This window comes from Rubellimicrobium rubrum (genome assembly GCF_006152115.1).
GTDB classification, from domain to species: Bacteria; Pseudomonadota; Alphaproteobacteria; order Rhodobacterales; family Rhodobacteraceae; genus Rubellimicrobium; species Rubellimicrobium rubrum.
Genome location: NZ_VDFU01000012.1, coordinates 37,900 through 54,821, shown reverse-complemented (window position 1 = coordinate 54,821; position 16,922 = coordinate 37,900). Strand labels below are relative to the sequence as shown.

The following is a 16,922-nucleotide window of genomic DNA, read 5'->3' as shown; positions in this document are numbered from 1 at the left end:
CTGTTGCGCTCGGCGCGCGCGACTCCCACTAGGGGCGGGGTCCGGGCCGGCGCGCGACCGATCCTCCCGGTGAAAAGGAATGTCACCTGTGGCCGCGCTGCCTCAGGGGTGGCCGCCAAGTTGCCCAAGGAGGCTTGGCAACTCGGCCAGGGACCTAATCTCGCGGAATCGGGGGTGCTCCTGCGGGGGCTCGGCCACTTCGAGTGCCCAGGTGGTGCCATGCGGCACATGCACCCCCCAGGCGCCGGCCGCCAGCGCCGGAATGACATCCGACTTGAGCGAGTTGCCGATCATCATGGAATGCCGCGCCCCGTGCCGTGCAAAGATCCGCAGATAGGTGGCGGGGGTCTTGTCGCTCACGATTTCCACGGCGTCGAACATCTCGCCCAGGCCCGACTGCGCCAGCTTGCGTTCCTGGTCGAGGAGGTCGCCCTTGGTGATGAGCACCACCTCCCCCTCCTGCGCGGCGGCTTCGACGGCCTCGCGGGCATGGGGGAGCAGGTCGATGGGATGCGCCAGCATGTCGCGCCCCATCGCCAGGATCTCGGCGATGACGCTGGCGGGCACCCGGCCAGAGGTCGCCTCGATGGCGGTCTCGATCATGGACAGCACGAACCCCTTGATTCCGAAGCCATAGATCCCGAGGTTCCGCCGCTCGGCCTCCAGCAGGCGGGCCGGCAGGTCGGTGCCCTCCATATGCTCGGACAGCAGTTCGGCGAAGCGGTCCTCCGTCAGGCGGAAGTAGCGTTCATTGTGCCAAAGCGTGTCGTCCGCGTCGAATCCGATGGTCCAGGACGGCATCGGTGCTCCCTCGTGTCTTTTCTTGTGCGCGTTCTGGCCTTATATACACGCGGTGCGAAATTCCATTCTCGATAGGTCGGCAGCCTCCCCATGATCACGGGTCAAGCTCATATCATGGCCGGCGGGCCCGGCCAGGATCAGGACGGCGGCACGGGCGTAAAGCTCGAGACGCGAACCAAGACGCAGCGTCCGCCCCTTTACAAGGTGCTGATCCTCAATGACGATTACACGCCCATGGAGTTCGTGGTCCATGTGCTGGAGCGGTTCTTCGGCATGAGCCATGCCCAGGCCTTCGACCTGATGCTGATGGTCCACAAGAAGGGCCTGGCCGTGGTGGGCGTCTATTCCTACGAGATCGCGGAGACCAAGGTCGCCCTGGTCATGGACTTCGCGCAGCGGCACCAGCATCCGCTGCAATGCACCATGGAAAAGGAATAAGGGCCCCGGCCCGACCTCATGCCCCGTTCACGACTCGCCACGGCCCTCGAGGAGGGCCTTTCGCTGCCCGAGGGCGACCTGCTCGTCCTGCGGCCCCCCGCGGCCATGGACCTGTCCGCGCTGCCGCGCGAAGGGATCACCATCCAGCACACGTTCCGCCCGGACCGGGATGCCTGGGCCGGCGCGGGCTACCGCGTGGTCGATGAGGGCGAGCCCGCCCCGGCCGTTGTCGTCTGCGTGCCGCGCTCCAAGGCGCTGGCGCGGGCTCTGATCGCCGAGGCCGCGCGGCTGGCCTCCCTGGTCGTCGTGGACGGGCAGCGAACCGACGGCGTGGACGCGCTTTGGCGCGACGTGCGGGCGAAGCGCGGGGACGTGGAAGGCCTGACCCAAGGGCATGGGCGGCTGTTCTGGTTCCAGGGCGGGCCGGGCTTTGAGGACTGGGCTCTGGAGGGGCCGGTTCAGGGGCCGGATGGCCTGTTCTCGCAGCCGGGCGTGTTCAGCGCCGATGGCGCGGACCGGGCCTCGCTCATGCTGACCGAGGCGCTGCCGCCCAAGCTGCCTCGTCGCATGGCGGATTTTGGGGCCGGGATCGGAGTTCTGGCGTTGGCCGCGCTGGCGCGCGACGGCGTGGAAAGCCTGGACCTGATCGAGGCCGAACGGCTCGCGCTGGATTGCGCGCGGCTCAACGTCAAAGACGAACGGGCGCGGTTCCTGTGGGAGGACGCCCGACACGGGGTGCGCGGGCCCTATGATGGGATCGTGATGAACCCGCCCTTCCATGTCGGGCGGCGGCCGGAACCGGAACTGGGCCTGGCCTTCATCCAGGCGGCGGCCAAGGCGCTCACGCCGTCGGGGCAACTCTGGCTCGTGGCCAACCGGCACCTGCCTTACGAGGCCGCGCTGGCCGAGTTGTTCCGCAACGTGCAGGAGATCGGCGGCAACGCAGGCTTCAAGCTGCTGCACGCGGCGCAACCCGTGAAGGCGCGGCCTGGGCCGCCGCCGCGGTCCAGTGGCCGGACGGTGACACGGGGCCGCCGCTGATCGGGCCCTGCTACTCCGGGTAGGTGGCGACGCAGGCCTGCACTCGGGCCTCGCGCTCGGCCGCCAGGGACACGCGTCGTTCGAGCAGGCTGTCAAGCTTGGCCTGCTCGGCACTCAGGTCGATGGCGACCGGGCGTTCCACGTCGATGACGTCGGTATCGTCGCAGAAGTACTGCCGCTCGGTGCCGTCCTCCAACTCGACCTCGCAGATCCTGCGATCGACGTCGATGCGCTGCTCGGTGACGATGGCATAGCCGCGGCTCAGGTTGCCCTGCGTCTCGCGGATGAGGGAGTCTACGGTCCGAAGCTCGCGCGAGGCGCTGCTGATGCAGCTTTCGCGTGGAGTCTGGCAGGCTGACAGGGCCAGGGCGGATAGCAGGACGGCGGCGGGAACGAAGCGGCGCATGGGCGGAAACTCCTTGGTCCCCCTTGTCTAGACCCGTGGAGAGGGGCGGGGAAGGGTGCTAGCTCTGCTATCCGATAGCACGGAGGCGGTGATGACGGCGGATAGCATGGCGGAGCAGAAGGCTCGCGCGTCGGCCTGGTTCGGTGAGCTGCGCGACCGCATCGTCGCGGCTTATGAAGGGCTAGAGGACGGCGACGCCTATGGCGCGGACGGCATCCCGCCGGGGCGGTTCCAGTTCCGGGAAACCCGGCGCAGCGCCCCGGACGGGGGCGACGCGGGCGGCGGGCTGATGGCGACCCTCAAGGGCGGGCGGGTGTTCGAAAAGATGGGCGTGGGCGTGTCCACCGTCCATGGGGTGCTGGGGCCCGAGGCGCAGCGCGCCATGGCCGCACGGGGCGTGCCGGGCGTGGCCGAGGATCCGCGCTTCTGGGCCTCGGGCATCAGCCTTGTGGCGCATCCCCGCAATCCGCATGTTCCGGCCGTCCACCTCAACACCCGGATGTTCTGGACGCCTGCGGCGTGGTGGTTCGGGGGCGGCACCGACCTGAACCCCGCGATCGAGTACGAGGAGGACACGGGGCATTTCCATGCCGTCCTCAGAACGCATCTCGATCCGCACGGGCCCGAGGAGTACCCACGCCAGAAGGCTTGGGCGGACGAGTACTTCTTCGTGCCGCACCGCGGCCGCGCGCGGGGCGTGGGGGGCATCTTCCTCGACGACCACAACTCGGGCGACTGGGAGAGGGACTTTTCCATGATCCAGGACATCGGGCGGGCGTTCCTTCCGGCTTGGCTGCCCTTGGCCGAACAGCGCGCGGCGCAGCCCTGGGGGGAGGGCGACAAGGACCGGCAGCTCGTCCACCGAGGGCTCTATGCCGAGTTCAACCTGGTCTATGACCGGGGGACCAAGTTCGGCCTGGCCTCGGGTCACGATGCGGAGGCCGTGCTGATGAGCCTGCCGCCGCTGGCGAAGTGGGTCTAGGTCCGGAGCCGTTACGATTGCTGGAAAACCGCCGCCGTGGTAGGCTGTGCCACGGTGCTTGGTGTGTTGGGTCGTCTAGGGGTGTCTCATGTTGGATGCCGCCGCGCAGGGTTTCAGGCAGGACGTCTCGGTGGGGGGCGGGCCCGCTCCGGTCACTCGGACAAGGATCTGGGGCCGCGAGGACCTGAGGGCGGAGCGGAACCTGTGGATCGCCAGGAAGATCGGCCTCAAGGTTCTGAGCGACCGCATCTGGCAGCGCACGGCCGCCACGGGCAGCGCCGTCGCTCGGGACCCGATCATCGAGCAACTCCTGACCGAGCCGGCCGAGGGGGAACGTCCCGACTTTCTTCGGCTTTATGAGGCCGAGCAGCGTCTGGCCCTGCTCATGGACGATTCCGAGATCAGGGCCGAGGCGGTGGGGCGCTTCGCCAAGGCCCAGCAGCTTGCCATCCCGACCTACACCGAACTGAAGACCGCCTTCTACAAGGACCGCACCGACGAGGAAGGGCGGCGCGTCATCTACTCGGTTCTGCTGCGTGACCTTCACGCCGCCTACCAAAGCCAGGAGCATGCCCGGTATCACCGCGCCAAGGCGGCGCGACGGCTCAACGCCTGGGGCTTTGCGCTGATCGCGCCGGGGGTGGTCGTGCTGGTCCTGTGCTACTGGCTGGGGCAGTTGGGTCAACTGGGCCCCTACCACGTCCTCGCGGTGATGTGGTGCGGCGTGTCGGGGGCGTTCCTGTCGCGCATGATCCTGTTCCAGAAGGTCATGGCGACCATCGGCGTCGAGGAGATCACGACCGACTTCTCGCATTTCGCGATCGTCCTTCGGCTGATCGTCGGCGTGTTGGGGGCCTTGGTCATGTACTTCCTGATCGTCGGGGAAGTGGTGGACGGCGACTTCTTCCCGGACTGGAACGGGGATGCCGACATCTGGCAGCGCTATGATGCCGGCGCGCGAAAATTCCCCTGGCAGGAGCCTGGTTTCAACATCGTCTCGGCTCCGTTCGCGCAACTGCTGATCTGGTCGACGCTGGCCGGGTTCTCTGAACGGATCATCCCCGACCGGTTCGCGCGCATGGAGGTGGCGGTGTCGCAGTCCCGGCGATAGGGGAGGGATCAGGCCCCCTTGCGCACCGTGTCGATCATCCGGTGGACGTTGTCGGCGCTCGCGTCCGGCGTGATGCCGTGGCCGAGGTTGAAGATGTGCGGGCCCCCTGCGAAGGCCCGAACGACGCGGCGCGTCGCCTCAATCAGCGGCTCGCCCCCGGTGACGAGGTGGTGGGAGGCGAGGTTGCCCTGCACGCAGCCGTCGCGCTGGACGTGGCTGGCGGCCCAGTCCGGGGCCACGCCGTCATCGAGCGCGATGCAATCCGCGCCGATGGCCGCATGAGTGCCTTCGAACCGCTCGCCCGCGCCGCGCGGGAAGGCGATGACCGGCAGGCCGGGGTGGCGGGCCTTCAGCGCCTCGGTGATGCGGCGGGCGGGTTCGAGGGCATAGGCCCGGAAGTCGTCGCCCTTGAGCGAGCCTGCCCAGGAGTCGAATATCTTCACGACCTCGGCCCCGGCTTCGACCTGGGCGGACAGATAGTCGATGGTGGCCAGGGTCAGCCGGTCGAGGATCGCCTCGAAGAGCGGGCGGTTCGCGGCCTTGAGCGCATGGGCCGGACCTTGGTCCGGCGTGCCGCGCCCGGCGATCATGTATGTCGCCACGGTCCAGGGGGCCCCCGCGAAGCCGATCAGCGTCGTCTCGGACGGAAGCGCGCGGGACAGGATGCGGACGGTCTCATAGACCGGGGACAGGGTGTCGTGGATGGCGTCCACTGGCCTGAGGCGCTGGAGGTCGGCCTCGGTGGTGATGGTGGACAGGCGCGGTCCCTCGCCCGCCTCGAAGGCGAGATCGAGGCCAAGCGCCTGCGGCACCAGCAGGATGTCGGCGAACAGGATCGCCGCGTCGAAGCCGAAGCGCCGGATCGGCTGGAGCGTCACCTCGGCTGCGAGCTCCGGGTTGTAGCAGAGCGACAGGAAGTCGCCCGCCCGCTCGCGCGTGGCGCGGTATTCGGGAAGGTAGCGGCCGGCCTGGCGCATCATCCAGATGGGGGGCACGGGCAGGGTCTCGCCCGCAAGGGCGCGCAGGATCAGCTTGCTCATGCCCGTTCGGGTGCCCGTCCGGCAAGGGCCTTGTCAAGCCGTGCCGTGGACGCAGCGGCGCGTTCGTGATAGGCTTGGGCTTGTTGGTTCTCGCGGCGGAGGTCCGTCATGACTCTGACTCACTACCTTGGCATTCTTGCTCTTGTCCTGGCCCTGTGCGCCGAGCTTCTGGCCGTTTGGCTCCTGCCGCGCCTGGGGGTGAATGACCCCTCGGCGGGGCTGCTTGCGGCGGCGCTCGGCGGGGCGCTGGTCGGCGGGCTGCTGGTCCGGCTGATCACAACGCCGCGGCGGGGCTGACCTCGGGTTGCTCCGGGGGGCGGCGCGGCCTAGAACGCGCGCATGACCCAAGCCTCCCTCCGCATCGGCACGCGCGGCTCGCCGCTGGCGCTGGCCCAGGCCCACGAGACCCGTGACCGGCTGATGGCCGCCACGGGGCTGTCCTCCGACGCCTTCGAGATCGTCGTGATCCGCGTGACCGGCGACGCGGTGCAGGACCGTCCGCTGAGCCAGATCGGCGGCAAGGGCCTGTTCACCAAGGAGATCGAGGAGGCGCTGCTGTCCGGCGACGTGGACATCGCCGTCCACTCGATGAAGGACATGCCTGTCCTGCAACCCGAAGGGCTGAGCCTGGACTGCTTCCTGCCCCGCGAGGACCCGAGGGACGCCTTCGTGACCCTGGACGACCATGCGGGCCTGGCCGACCTGCCCGAGGGGGCGGTGGTCGGCACATCCTCCCTGCGGCGGCGGGCGCAACTCCTCGCACGCAGGCCGGACCTTCAGGTGGTGGAGTTTCGGGGGAACGTGCAGACCCGGCTGTCCAAGCTGTCGCAGGGGATCGCGGGGGCAACGTTTCTGGCCATGGCCGGGCTGAACCGGCTGGGCTACCGCGACGTGCCCGCGCGGCCGATCCCGCCCGACGCCATGCTGCCCGCCATCGCGCAGGGCACCATCGGCGTGGAGCGCCGGACCGGCGACGACCGCGTGCGCGAGATGCTGGCGCTGATCCATGACCGCGACACAGGGCTGCGGCTCGCGGCGGAGCGGGCGTTCCTCAAGGGGCTGGACGGATCCTGCCAGACCCCCATCGCCGGGTTGGCCGAGATCGAGGACGGTCGCCTTCGGATGCGGGGCGAGATCCTGCGTCCGGACGGAAGCCGTGTCGTGTCGGACGACAGCACCGGCCCCCTCGACGAGGGGGTGGATATCGGCGGCGTCATGGCCTGCCGCATGCTCCACGAGGTCGGGCCGCGCTTCTTCTCGGACTGACCGGCGCGCCTATCCCGCCCAGGATCAACGCCGCGGCCCATATTTGTCGGCCCCAGGCGCGGGATGCCGTCGCCCTGCGCCTCAGGGGCCGGGCACGGTCTTTCCCGGATTGAGGAGGCCCTTGGGATCGAGCGCGGCCTTGAGGCTCCGCATCACCTCGACCGCGACCGGGTCCTTGTGGGTGCGCATCGCGGACAGCTTGGACTGACCGATCCCGTGCTCGGCCGAGAAGCTGCCGCCCAGGGAGACCGCCGTGTCGTCCACCAGCGCCCGGATGGCCGCGAGGTGGTCGCTGTTGCCCCGCGTCGGATAGGCCGTGTAATGGATGTTGCCATCCCCCAGATGGGAAACGACGAAGTCCTTGGCCTCCGGATCGATGCCGGCCAGCCGGTGCCGGATGGTCGCCAGGAACTCCTCCAGCCGGTCGAGCGGGACGGCGATGTCGGTGTCCACGAAGAAGGGTTGGGTAAAGGTGATCTCGGCCGCGGACTCGCGCCGGGCCCACATCTCGCGCCGTTGCGCCTCGGACCGCGCCACGACGGCATCGAGCACCTGTCCCCTGTCCATGAGATCGGCCAGAACCTCTTCGACCTGCTCCACGACGGGGATGGTTCCGTCCGGTCCGGGCTCTGCGTCCCGCGGCGCGACCGCGCCGACCTCGACCATGATGGTGTGGTCGTGCGGGGCGTCGAACGGCTCCCGCGCGCCGGGGATATGGGCGAGATGCGCTTCGATGTAGCTGCGGGGCATGTACTCGAACGCCTCGACCGCGCCGCCGGTCGCCTCGCGCAGGCGGGCGAGGAGGTCCAGCCCGGCGGTAATGGACGGCACGGCGACCATCGCCGTCGCATAGGCCCGAGGGCGGGGCAGCAGCTTGAGCACCGCCGCCGTGATGACCCCCAGCGTGCCCTCGGCCCCGATGAACAGGTGGCGCAACGCGTAGCCCGAGTTGTCCTTATGGAGTTCGGACATCAGGTCCAGCACCCGTCCGTCGGCCAGCACGACCTCGATCCCCAGGCACTGCTCCCGCGCCGAGCCGTAGCGGAGCACGTTGGAGCCCCCCGCGTTGGTGGACAGCGCCCCTCCGATCATGGCCGAGCCCTTGGCGCCGAAGGTCAGGGGAAAGATGAGGTCATGGGCCTCGGCGGCCTCGTGGAGCCGGTCCAGGATCACCCCGGCCTCGGCGATCAGGAGGCGCGGCCCGGCCTTGACCGCGCGAATGCGGTTCATGCGGTCGAGCGACAGAACGATCCTGTCCGGTGCATGCGTGGCCCCCGTGAGCCCGGTGCGGCCGGATGCTGGAACCACCGCCACCCCCGCCGCATGGGCGGCGGCCATCACCTGCGACACCTCGGCCGTGGAGCCCGGGCGGACAACCGCGAGCGGCGCCCCCACGTAGCGTCCAGTCCAGTCGCGCGCCCAGGGCGCGACCGCCTCCTCGCCTCGTAGCAGGTTGGCGGGGCCTACAGCCGCGACAAGCCTCGCGATGATGTCCATGGCCGTCCTCCGCAACACCGAACGCCTTGATGGACGATCTTGGCGCCCGCCGAAAGAGGGACCAGCCCTGCGCCACTTTGCCGGTTGACGACTCCTCGCAGGGGTCTTAAGTGCAGGCCCCGTGGCGGAGTAGCTCAGTTGGTTAGAGCAGCGGAATCATAATCCGTGTGTCGGGGGTTCAAATCCCTCCTCCGCTACTAATAATTTCAGCGAGATAGCTGCGGTGTTGGCTAACTTAGCTGGCTTCTTTGTGCGAGATTTTGTGCGACTGGGATGCTTGCGCTCTGGCCGTCGGGGGCGTCTAGAGCATCAACGCCGGGTTGCAGCGATCGAAAGGGCCCAAGTACGCCCTTTCATTAACTTAGTTTTGACGCAATCTATTGCCGAAAGTTAGTGGCAAATCCATGGTTGATCCAACGCAATGCTGCGTCGGAGCGATTTGCCATGATCCTGGACCGCCTGCGGCGACTCTTTCCGTCCTCGGAGGCGTTCGTCCCGACCGCGGAGGTTTTTCCTGACATCGACGCCGAGGCGATCGCTCGCCGCCTCCGCCTCAAGGATAAAGGGCGTGACAATGGCGCCCGCGACATGCCCGGGCCGCAGGAAACGAGCCTTGATGGGGTCGAGATGTCCATCGTGCTTGAGATCGAACGTCATCGTCGCATGGGTCTCGACAATTATGCGAAGTGGAAGGACGTTTATGCCGGGCGGCTATCCAAGGCGCATACGGCGTCTCTGGAGGTCCGCGAGGCGGCCGGGGCCGCGAGCGGCAGCTTCGAACATGATGTAGCGAACTACCGGGGCTTGCTAACAGTCTACCATAAGGACCTAGAAGAGTGGAGCCGAGCCCTGACGGACTTCCGCGACCGCAACCACCTGCGCCGCCCCGCGTTCGATCCGACCAACAAATGGGTCACGGCCCTGATCCTGTTAGTGAGCTTCCTGATCGAGTCCGCCCTGAACGGCGTACTCTTTGCCGCCCGCAACGAGTTCGGTCTCTTGGGTGGAACGGGAATTGCCGTCCTAGTGTCGGTCATCAATCTGGCTCTTGCCATCCTGGCGGGCCTGGCCAGTCGCGAAGTCCGTCACGTGTCCTGGGGCCGCAAGTTAGTGGGGTTGGTCCTTACGGGCAGCCTCATGGCTTTGATCGGCGGCTATAACCTGGCCGTGGCCCATTTTCGCGACGCCCTGGAGACGATCCCGGTCTGGCAAGAGGCAGCGCGCGCTGGCCTTCTAAGCCTTCAAGCGACTCCCCTGGCGCTTGACAGCATCCAGTCCTGGCAGCTGGCGCTGTTCGGCGTTGTCATTGCGCTCGTCACATTTCTCAAGTTCGCGTTCAGCGGCGAGTCCTATCCCGGCTATCAGAAAGTGACGAAGCAGTTCCGGAACGCGCTCGCCGGTTATGTCGACACCTATCAGGATGCGCTCGATAGCTTGGACAACAAGCGGCAAGAGGCCGTCGACGATTTGAAAGGAGCCAATGAGGAGGTCCAGAGCAAGGTTGGCGACGCGATCGACGCGCTTTACGGGCATCGCCGGATGCATTCGCATCTGTCGACCTTCCTAGCGCAGTGCGACCTCAAAGTTCAGATGCTGCTCAAGACCTACCGCGACCACAACCGGGGGGCCCGCAGGTCGCCGGCCCCGGCGCATTTCGACACGGATTACCAGTTCGCGGAATTCGTGGATATGGAGATCGAAACCGGCCACCGTGCCGGCGCGCAGCGCGAGGTCGAGGAGATTGGGCGTATCGTCGAGGCGGCCATCGAGAGCATCCAGACGCATTTTCGCCAGATCAAGCATGATTATCCGGCGCCGGGCGACGTGGCCCGGCATGACCTCTGGACCAGCCCGCGAAGTGCACCCAGTACAGGGAGTCGGTCTCAGGTCTCCGCGGCAACCATAGGGCCTCCCCCGGTGGCGCCGTCAGGCGTCCTGAGAGCCGTCAGGGGAGACACAGGCTCCAACCCTGATCGGATGAGACAGGTCTGATGGTGCAGCATCGCCCGTCCCGGCGTCCGCAACGCCGCCACTCCCGCTCCACCCGGTCATCCCAAGGCTCGAGCAGCCTTGTCAGCTGGCTTGCGGGAGCTGCCCTGGTCGCCTTGGCTGGCGGAGCCCTCGCAGCGGGTTTCTATGGCTACAGGATGGTCTCCGGACGCCCCGTCTTGGACGAGGCCACCTTGTGCCCGGAAACCGGCCCGGTATCGGTCACTGCGATCCTTCTGGATCTGACTGACCCCCTGGGGCCGGCGCAAGCGGCCCGCCTCAGGACCGTTCTGGCGCAGGATGTAGCCAGCGCACCGTTAGCCACGATGATTTCAATAGGCGTAGTCAGCGACGACCCCTCTGATTGGGGCGCCCACTTCGCCACGTGTAAGCCTGCGGAAGGGTCCGATGCCAATCCGCTCACTGAGAATGCGAGCCTCATTCAGGAGCGCTTCGAGTCGCAGTTCGAGCGCCCGCTCGGGGAGGCGATCGACGCCATGATGGCTGCCGAAGAGCAGGATCAGTCCCCCATCATGGAAGCCTTGCAGGTGCTCTTGGCGGAGACCCCTCACGCCCTAGAAGACGGCCAGCCCCTTCGCGTGGTGCTCGTCTCAGATCTTCTCCAGCACAGCGATCTTTTGTCCTTCTACCGCGGCGAGGGATGGGAAGCTTTTGAGGCGTCAGGCGGCGCGGCACGGCTGTCGCACACCCTGAACGGGGCCGAAATCCGGCTCGTCCGCGTCCCGCGCCCCAACGCCTCGGCGGAGGCCCAAGCACTCGTGGATCCGTTCTGGGCTCAGTACCTCGATCAGCAAGGGGCAAAGGCGCCCTTCGACATCGTCCCTTTGGGAGACTTGTGATGGCGTTTGTTCAATTGCACGGTGTGCGTCCGCGCGAGTTTCTCGACCGCGTGGCACTGGGCCTCGCCTTCGCCGCGGGCACGGCTGGCACGGTCTTCTTCAAGCTTACAGACGCGCCCGTACTGCTCATCGCCTTCTTCCCGGTGCTGGTGCTGCTCACCTATGTGCTGGCCTGCGTGGGGCTGCGCTCGACGGCGCTAGAGCCAGATATTGTCGGCGACAACTGTTATTATTTGGGCTTCCTGTTCACCCTAACGAGCTTGGGCGTTACCTTGTATTTGATCCGGGATTTGAGTGCCTCGGGTGGTGCCAGTGCCCGGGCCACGGACCTCATTCCGGCGGTAATCAGCGGGTTCGGGGTCGCGCTCACCTCCACCATTACCGGGGTCTTCCTTCGCGTCCTTCTCATGCAGTTGCGCCCTGACATCGTGGCTCGCGACATGGAGGCGCGTCGTGACCTGTCGCAAGGCGCGCGCGAGTTCCACTTGGCGGTGACCCAAGCGAGCCGCCGCATCAAGGACATTTCGATCGAAACGGTCCAGCATGTAGCCGAGCGCAACGCCAAGCTCGACGAGATCACGGACCGCCATGCAAGCCAAGTGGGAGAGCTCCTCATCAAGCAGGCGCAAGCCTTCGAGTCCACGATGCAGGCCCTGGCGGCTCGCCTGACCGATGAGATCGTGAGCCGGATCTCGGCCGAGGCTCAGCAAGCGAGCGACCGTATCCAGGAGGCAGCGGGCCAAGTCTCCGACGCCATGGGGCAGCTAGCCCAGGCCCAGGAAGGCAGCTTGGCCCGCCTCGACGCTGCCCAAAGCGCCGTCGAAGCTGCCCTCGGACGCTGGGCCGCATCGATCGACAGCCAACGCACTCTGTCGGATCAGGCCGCAGGCGCCATCGCCAGCGAGACCCGGGACCTAGGCAATCTTGCAGCCGCGCAGCGCAGGGCCTTCCAAGAATCGATCGATCTCATGCTCCGAGAAACCGCTGCGTTGTCCGACGCTAACGAGGATCATCGCCGTGCGCTCATTCAGCGCACTGAGGCGATGGTGGGGCAGTCGGACGCCATGTCGCGGCAGGCGGAGGAGATGAGCCAAGCCTTGGCCGCACAGCAGTCAGTGGCGCGGGGCGCCTCCCAAGCCTTGGTCGAGCAATCCCAAGCCATGGAGGCCGCGATCGGCATGGCCGTCGACGCCCTGTACGGCGCGGCGGTGCGGGTCGAGGAGGCGACCGCCCGGCGCATCACCGCGCTGGAAGAAACACCCCTTCCAGAGCCAGTCCCGAGCCCTGCCATCTTCACCGACGTCCCGTCTGATCTACCGGCGCAGAGAGGTCGTTCGTCGCGGTGGTCATGGCTGCTACGTGAGCGGAGGGCTAGCTGATGTCGTCTCCAGCGTCCCGGGTCGAAACACCTCAGATGGTCACGAGCCAATATCGCCGTGGCGCCGTCATGGGCATGACCATGGCTGAGGCAATCATTCTGGTCACCTTCGCACTCCTGCTCCTTCTGTCGCTCTGGAAAGTGCAGGGCGACGAGCAGCGCGAGGTGTACCGACCGGTTGAGGCGATGACGCCCGAGGAGCTTGCGGCCGCGGCGCGACTGCAGGAGAGCGGACAGCTTCCATTCATCGATGCGCTTGTGGCGGGCGGATCCGACTTCCGGTCGCCGGAGACGCTTCCCGAGACCCAGGAAGCTTGGCGGCTCATCGAGGACGAGGGCCTGCGCGCCACGGTGGATCAGCTTCTTAATCTTCCTTCCAAGGCACAGGAGCAGATCCAAAGCCTTCTTGCCAGCACACCTCCGCCCCAGGATCTTGCGGCCGCCCAACGCCTAATAGCCGCAGGTCAGGTGCAAGGGGCAGACGCCTTGGTTTCGTCGGGCGCCGATCTCCAGGCGCCGGAGGCCGCGGAGATGTGGCGGCTGATTGATCAGGATGAGCTCCAACGCATCCTGAAATCGTCGGACCAGCTGCCTGAAGATCTCCAACGCGACCTTGCCGATCTAGTGGAGATTCAGGATCCTAATCTACTCGAGCGAGTAATCCGCCTTACAGAACGTGCCCAGGCCACAGCCCTGGACAAATTGTCCGACGAGGAAATCGGTGCGGCTGTCAGGCTCGCTGATCTGGACCAAATCACGGCCGTGGAGCAACTCGTAGCGGAAGGCGCTGATTTTCGTGAGCCTGAGACCACCCCGGCAACGCGGGACAACTGGCGCCTGCTTGAGGCGGAGAGCGAACGCCAACTCCTCGACGCTGCTGCCAGTATCCCCGACGAGGCTCAGGCAGATCTTGCGCGTCTTCTCACAAACGAGGGCGTACAAGGAGTCGAACGGCTCCTAGAGGAGGTGCGGCAAACCTCTGGCGAGGAAGTCCTTGAGCGGCGGCTGGCCGGCATCGGCCAACGCATCGCGGACGCCGAGGAGCGGGCGCGGTCTCTTGTAGGCGATCTGCGCGAGGAGCTAGGCACGACCGTATCAAACATCGGCGGTACCATCGAGGCTGATGGGTCGATTGTGCTTCCCGACTCCGTTTTGTTCGAACAAGGCAGCGCGCAGATCACGCCACGCATGCGGGAGTTCCTGGGCAGCGCCTGTGAGCCTTGGCTGGACGTTCTTATGAGGGCAAATGCGCCGGTGGCGTTCGCTCAGATCGAGGGCCATGCCTCTCGAGAGTGGCGGAACGAGACCTCGCCCGACGAGGCCTATCTAAAGAACTTGGCTCTCTCGCAGGCGAGGTCGCAGGCGGTTCTCGATACTTGCCTGCGGATCGTGCGCGATAATGGGATCCGTGAATGGGCCCACACCCACCTGGCAGCCGTCGGATATTCGAGCGCCCATCCGGTCCTACAAGACGGCGCGGAAGATCCAGCGCGGTCGCGACGTGTGGTGTTCAGCATCGGACTGGATGATCGCCAGCTTCTGCGTGAAGTTGCGGAGGATGCGGCTGCCGGCCTGAGCATAGCTCCCTCAGCCACGGGCGCACGCTGAGCCAAATGTTTGTACCTCGCGCGACACCTGTGGTAACCTCTCCCACGGAGGCCTCTCTTAAGCTGTATCGATACATTCACAGGTTGGACAGGATAGGATGATAGTGGCCTCGCTCAACAGGCCTCTCACCTCGACGCCCGCAAAGCTCAGGGTTGTCGCTGACCCGTTCGTGCTCCGGGTAATGACACAGCCCTGCAGCCTACGCAGCCGTTTCGCCAACTCCGATTCCAGCTTTCCACTATAGCACGAGAACTCCTCCTAGGACTGCCAAGCGTTCTCCGTCCAGATGGTAATCATGCCGACCCATCGCTGAAGCTCGTTAGCCACTGGAAGAAAAAAAGAGCAGTTGGGCTCCGGTACGGACCCTGCAGGTGCCTTGTCGTTCATGGTCCGTCTTGCAGGATCTAGACCACATTAGGCGTCCTGCCGCAGATACGTGATCTCGAACTGCTTGACCGCGCGATGCTCCTGCAGGCGGTTCGCAAGGTTGAAGGCGTCGTTCATCGGATACGATTGGAAGATGTCGAGCCCGCGGTCGAGGGAGATCTTCCAGCCGGTGTCTGTGATGATATGGCGGGCATGGGCTCGGCCGGTGCCGTCGTAAGCCCAGCTGAAGGTCACGCCTGTGCCGTCGCAGGCTAAGGCAATAGCGTCGAGGTTTTCCCGCTGCTTGCCGATGGCGCCTTCGTCCGGGCAGGTGATAAGCTCAACCGTGACCTGGTCCTCCGGTGCTTTCGTGCGGATGATCAGCTCTACGAGTTCCATCATGTTACGAACCTGATAGTACAGCCGGATATAGGGATCGGTGACTACGATCCGCTTGGCGCCATTCAGGTATGGCCCAAAGAGTTTCTGGAAGCTGATGCCCTTCCGGTTCTCGCCAAACACCAGGTGACCCGTCTTGGGCCCGGAGCTATCTGGCCGTCCCTGCTGCTCGGACGGGCTCGGGTTGGGCGCAGCGGGTGAGGCAGGTTCTGACAGCCGCGCTGAGTTGGCGCTGGCAGTCGGATGGGGTTGCCCCGCATCATTCGCGGCCCGGGTGCGATAGAACTGCGGGTACTCGTCTTCCTCGAGCGTCGTCACCGACACCTTACGGCCGTCTCGACTGGTGAAGTGGAAGTCTACCTCCGGATAGGTCGCGTCCAGGCGCAGAAGCTGGTCCTTGACTCGCTTGCGGCTTTCCATCGCGAGCCGCAGCAGCTCCTCGAGCTCGGCTTCCGTCTCGCCCCCGTCCGGGAAGATGATCTTGAGCATGCCGGACATGGTCTTGTTGATCGCGTCGCGGTCCCGGGTGGAGATCTTGGCGCTGAGTGTGAAGAGCCCATGGTGACGGTTGGAGTAGTCGTCCGTCCGCAGGTGCCGCAGGATCTCGGCCAGATAGTCCACGATGAAGCCGAAGCCCTTGGTGAACATCTCGCCCCGGATGACGTCCACCTCCCAGCCGGGGAGGTAGGCGTGCAGGCGGTCGATGAAGGCCGAGTCGTAGAACTGGGTCGGCAGCTCCTCGAAGAGGTCGCTGTTCTTGAGCATGTAAGGCACGTTGTGGGCGGTGTTGCCCACAAACGCGAAGCTCGCCTCCGCGCCCATGGTCGAGATCCCTCGTGAGAAGGTCTTGTTGGCCATGTAGTTCTTCATGATGTCGACGAGGGCCTTGTTGGCCTGCTTCTCGCGCCCAGCGAACTCGTCAAAGGCCACCACATCCCAGAAGCCCACCAAGCCAATGCGCCCGTTCGAATTGTTGACGAAGAGCTTGGGGATGGAGACCTCGCCCCCCGAGATGAGCTGACCGTGCGGGGAGAACTCGGAGTAGACGTGCGACTTGCCGGTGCCCTTCGGCCCCAGTTCGATAATGTTGTAGTTGCGCTCAACGAAGGGGATGAGGCGCATGAGCTGGAGAAGCTTGCTGCGCCGCCCGAAGGCCGCGGGGTCCCAGCCGATGCTCTGCATCAGCAGATCGATCCACTCCTCGGTCGTGAACTCCCGCCGGGCCTCGATGTAGCTGTCCAGGTCCACGCGCGCGATCTGGATGGGCTTCAGCGTCTCGAGGTTCCAGGGCGAGACGCGGCTGTCCTCCGTGAACTCGTACTGCACGTCGGCGATGCACCAGACGCCACTCACGAGGAGCTTGGGGTTGGCGTTCACCGTGCCGCTGTCGACGGCCACACGCTTGATCCCGAGGTTCTCGAAGGTGGCCTCGTAGGCGTCGGTCTTGTCGTTGAGGGCCACGCTGATCCGGTCGATGACCTTGTGGCGACCCTTCTCTCGGATGGTGGACTGGATGAGCATCGACTCGTTGCGATGCACGTAGTGCTTGCGCAGGATCTCCTTCACCGTCTCGATCCCGGTGCCGATCGAGGCCTCATCATCGGTCGCGCAGTACTGGCCCAGCAGATACTCGAGCACATAGGTGGGGACGATCGCGTTGCCCTTCACCGTCTTCACCAGGTCCTTGCGGACAACATAGCCGGCAAAGTGTGCGTTGATCTTGGCGTTGAGGTCCGTCAT

At 65.9% G+C, this 16,922-nt stretch carries 15 protein-coding genes and 1 tRNA gene; 11 read left to right on the top strand and 5 right to left on the bottom strand.

The genetic code is table 11. The annotated features are described in order from the left end of the window. Positions 1 to 102 precede the first annotated feature (102 nt). Positions 103 to 801, bottom strand: a complete 699-nt coding sequence (locus FHG66_RS11455; RefSeq protein WP_139076887.1) for an HAD family hydrolase — start codon at positions 799 to 801, stop codon at positions 103 to 105. A 90-nt stretch (positions 802 to 891) separates the two neighbouring features. Here FHG66_RS11455 and clpS point away from each other — a divergent pair, with 90 nt between their 5' ends. Both clpS and FHG66_RS11445 read left to right on the top strand, forming a co-directional pair. After that, on the top strand, positions 892 to 1,239 hold the full coding sequence (gene clpS, locus FHG66_RS11450; protein WP_425471733.1) for an ATP-dependent Clp protease adapter ClpS: 348 nt from the start codon (positions 892 to 894) through the stop codon (positions 1,237 to 1,239). Positions 1,240 to 1,257: 18 nt separating this feature from the next. After that, a complete protein-coding gene (locus FHG66_RS11445; protein WP_139076886.1) occupies positions 1,258 to 2,280 on the top strand; it encodes a class I SAM-dependent methyltransferase in 1,023 nt (340 codons plus the stop codon). A gap of 10 nt (positions 2,281 to 2,290) precedes the next feature. On the opposite strand, the gene FHG66_RS11440 is transcribed toward FHG66_RS11445, so the two are convergent. After that, positions 2,291 to 2,686, bottom strand: coding sequence for a hypothetical protein (locus FHG66_RS11440; protein WP_139076885.1), 396 nt, complete (start codon positions 2,684 to 2,686; stop codon positions 2,291 to 2,293). Between the two features lie 91 nt (positions 2,687 to 2,777). Between FHG66_RS11440 and hemF the strand changes: the two genes are divergently transcribed. Both hemF and FHG66_RS11430 read left to right on the top strand, forming a co-directional pair. Next, positions 2,778 to 3,668, top strand: coding sequence for an oxygen-dependent coproporphyrinogen oxidase (gene hemF, locus FHG66_RS11435; RefSeq protein ID WP_139076884.1), 891 nt, complete (start codon positions 2,778 to 2,780; stop codon positions 3,666 to 3,668). An 88-nt stretch (positions 3,669 to 3,756) separates the two neighbouring features. After that, the gene (locus FHG66_RS11430) at positions 3,757 to 4,779 is read left to right on the top strand and encodes a hypothetical protein (RefSeq protein WP_139076883.1); all 1,023 of its coding nucleotides are present in this window, start codon (positions 3,757 to 3,759) and stop codon (positions 4,777 to 4,779) included. Between the two features lie 8 nt (positions 4,780 to 4,787). Here the strand turns inward: FHG66_RS11430 and hemE are convergent, their stop codons facing one another. Then, complete coding sequence (gene hemE / locus FHG66_RS11425) at positions 4,788 to 5,819, bottom strand: uroporphyrinogen decarboxylase (RefSeq protein ID WP_139076882.1); 1,032 nt, start codon at positions 5,817 to 5,819, stop codon at positions 4,788 to 4,790. 108 nt (positions 5,820 to 5,927) lie between these two features. Between hemE and FHG66_RS11420 the strand changes: the two genes are divergently transcribed. Together FHG66_RS11420 and hemC are read left to right on the top strand one after the other, a co-directional pair. Beyond that, positions 5,928 to 6,116, top strand: coding sequence for a hypothetical protein (locus tag FHG66_RS11420; protein ID WP_139076881.1), 189 nt, complete (start codon positions 5,928 to 5,930; stop codon positions 6,114 to 6,116). Positions 6,117 to 6,158: 42 nt separating this feature from the next. After that, on the top strand, positions 6,159 to 7,085 hold the full coding sequence (gene hemC, locus FHG66_RS11415; protein WP_139076880.1) for a hydroxymethylbilane synthase: 927 nt from the start codon (positions 6,159 to 6,161) through the stop codon (positions 7,083 to 7,085). 81 nt (positions 7,086 to 7,166) lie between these two features. On the opposite strand, the gene FHG66_RS11410 is transcribed toward hemC, so the two are convergent. Further along, on the bottom strand, positions 7,167 to 8,582 hold the full coding sequence (locus FHG66_RS11410; protein WP_139076879.1) for an FAD-binding oxidoreductase: 1,416 nt from the start codon (positions 8,580 to 8,582) through the stop codon (positions 7,167 to 7,169). Between the two features lie 123 nt (positions 8,583 to 8,705). On the opposite strand from FHG66_RS11410, the gene FHG66_RS11405 reads away from it, so the two are divergent. The 5 genes from FHG66_RS11405 to FHG66_RS11385 all read left to right on the top strand — a co-directional run bounded on the left by FHG66_RS11405 (position 8,706) and on the right by FHG66_RS11385 (position 14,417). Then, positions 8,706 to 8,779: transfer RNA gene (locus FHG66_RS11405), tRNA-Met, on the top strand. A gap of 247 nt (positions 8,780 to 9,026) precedes the next feature. Beyond that, positions 9,027 to 10,574 (top strand): hypothetical protein, encoded by a 1,548-nt coding sequence (locus FHG66_RS11400; RefSeq protein ID WP_139076878.1) that lies wholly within the window; start codon positions 9,027 to 9,029, stop codon positions 10,572 to 10,574. A 176-nt stretch (positions 10,575 to 10,750) separates the two neighbouring features. Then, entirely contained in the window at positions 10,751 to 11,431 is a 681-nt protein-coding gene (locus FHG66_RS11395; RefSeq protein ID WP_139076877.1) for a hypothetical protein, read from the top strand. Then, positions 11,431 to 12,810, top strand: a complete 1,380-nt coding sequence (locus tag FHG66_RS11390) for a coiled-coil domain-containing protein (RefSeq protein WP_139076876.1) — start codon at positions 11,431 to 11,433, stop codon at positions 12,808 to 12,810. Before FHG66_RS11395 ends, FHG66_RS11390 begins: the two co-directional genes overlap by 1 nt. A gap of 80 nt (positions 12,811 to 12,890) precedes the next feature. Then, positions 12,891 to 14,417 carry an OmpA/MotB family protein gene (locus FHG66_RS11385; RefSeq protein WP_176556221.1) on the top strand — a complete coding sequence of 509 codons (1,527 nt, stop codon included), beginning with the start codon at positions 12,891 to 12,893 and terminating at the stop codon, positions 14,415 to 14,417. A gap of 414 nt (positions 14,418 to 14,831) precedes the next feature. Here FHG66_RS11385 and brxL read toward each other — a convergent pair whose 3' ends face one another. Further along, positions 14,832 to 16,922, bottom strand: coding sequence for a BREX system Lon protease-like protein BrxL (brxL, locus tag FHG66_RS11380; RefSeq protein ID WP_139076874.1), 2,091 nt, complete (start codon positions 16,920 to 16,922; stop codon positions 14,832 to 14,834).

Excerpts from the sequence above, each read along its gene's own strand:
- hemE (WP_139076882.1), bottom strand. The coding sequence starts at position 5,819 with ATGAGCAAGCTGATCCTGCGCGCCCTTGCGGGCGAGACCCTGCCCGTG.
- FHG66_RS11390 (WP_139076876.1), top strand. The coding sequence starts at position 11,431 with ATGGCGTTTGTTCAATTGCACGGTGTGCGTCCGCGCGAGTTTCTCGAC.
- FHG66_RS11455 (WP_139076887.1), bottom strand. The coding sequence starts at position 801 with ATGCCGTCCTGGACCATCGGATTCGACGCGGACGACACGCTTTGGCAC.
- FHG66_RS11440 (WP_139076885.1), bottom strand. The coding sequence starts at position 2,686 with ATGCGCCGCTTCGTTCCCGCCGCCGTCCTGCTATCCGCCCTGGCCCTG.
- hemC (WP_139076880.1), top strand. The coding sequence starts at position 6,159 with ATGACCCAAGCCTCCCTCCGCATCGGCACGCGCGGCTCGCCGCTGGCG.
- FHG66_RS11400 (WP_139076878.1), top strand. The coding sequence starts at position 9,027 with ATGATCCTGGACCGCCTGCGGCGACTCTTTCCGTCCTCGGAGGCGTTC.
- clpS (WP_425471733.1), top strand. The coding sequence starts at position 892 with ATGATCACGGGTCAAGCTCATATCATGGCCGGCGGGCCCGGCCAGGAT.
- FHG66_RS11410 (WP_139076879.1), bottom strand. The coding sequence starts at position 8,582 with ATGGACATCATCGCGAGGCTTGTCGCGGCTGTAGGCCCCGCCAACCTG.
- FHG66_RS11385 (WP_176556221.1), top strand. The coding sequence starts at position 12,891 with ATGGCTGAGGCAATCATTCTGGTCACCTTCGCACTCCTGCTCCTTCTG.
- FHG66_RS11420 (WP_139076881.1), top strand. The coding sequence starts at position 5,928 with ATGACTCTGACTCACTACCTTGGCATTCTTGCTCTTGTCCTGGCCCTG.
- hemF (WP_139076884.1), top strand. The coding sequence starts at position 2,778 with ATGACGGCGGATAGCATGGCGGAGCAGAAGGCTCGCGCGTCGGCCTGG.
- FHG66_RS11445 (WP_139076886.1), top strand. The coding sequence starts at position 1,258 with ATGCCCCGTTCACGACTCGCCACGGCCCTCGAGGAGGGCCTTTCGCTG.
- FHG66_RS11430 (WP_139076883.1), top strand. The coding sequence starts at position 3,757 with ATGTTGGATGCCGCCGCGCAGGGTTTCAGGCAGGACGTCTCGGTGGGG.
- brxL (WP_139076874.1), bottom strand. The coding sequence starts at position 16,922 with ATGACGGACCTCAACGCCAAGATCAACGCACACTTTGCCGGCTATGTT.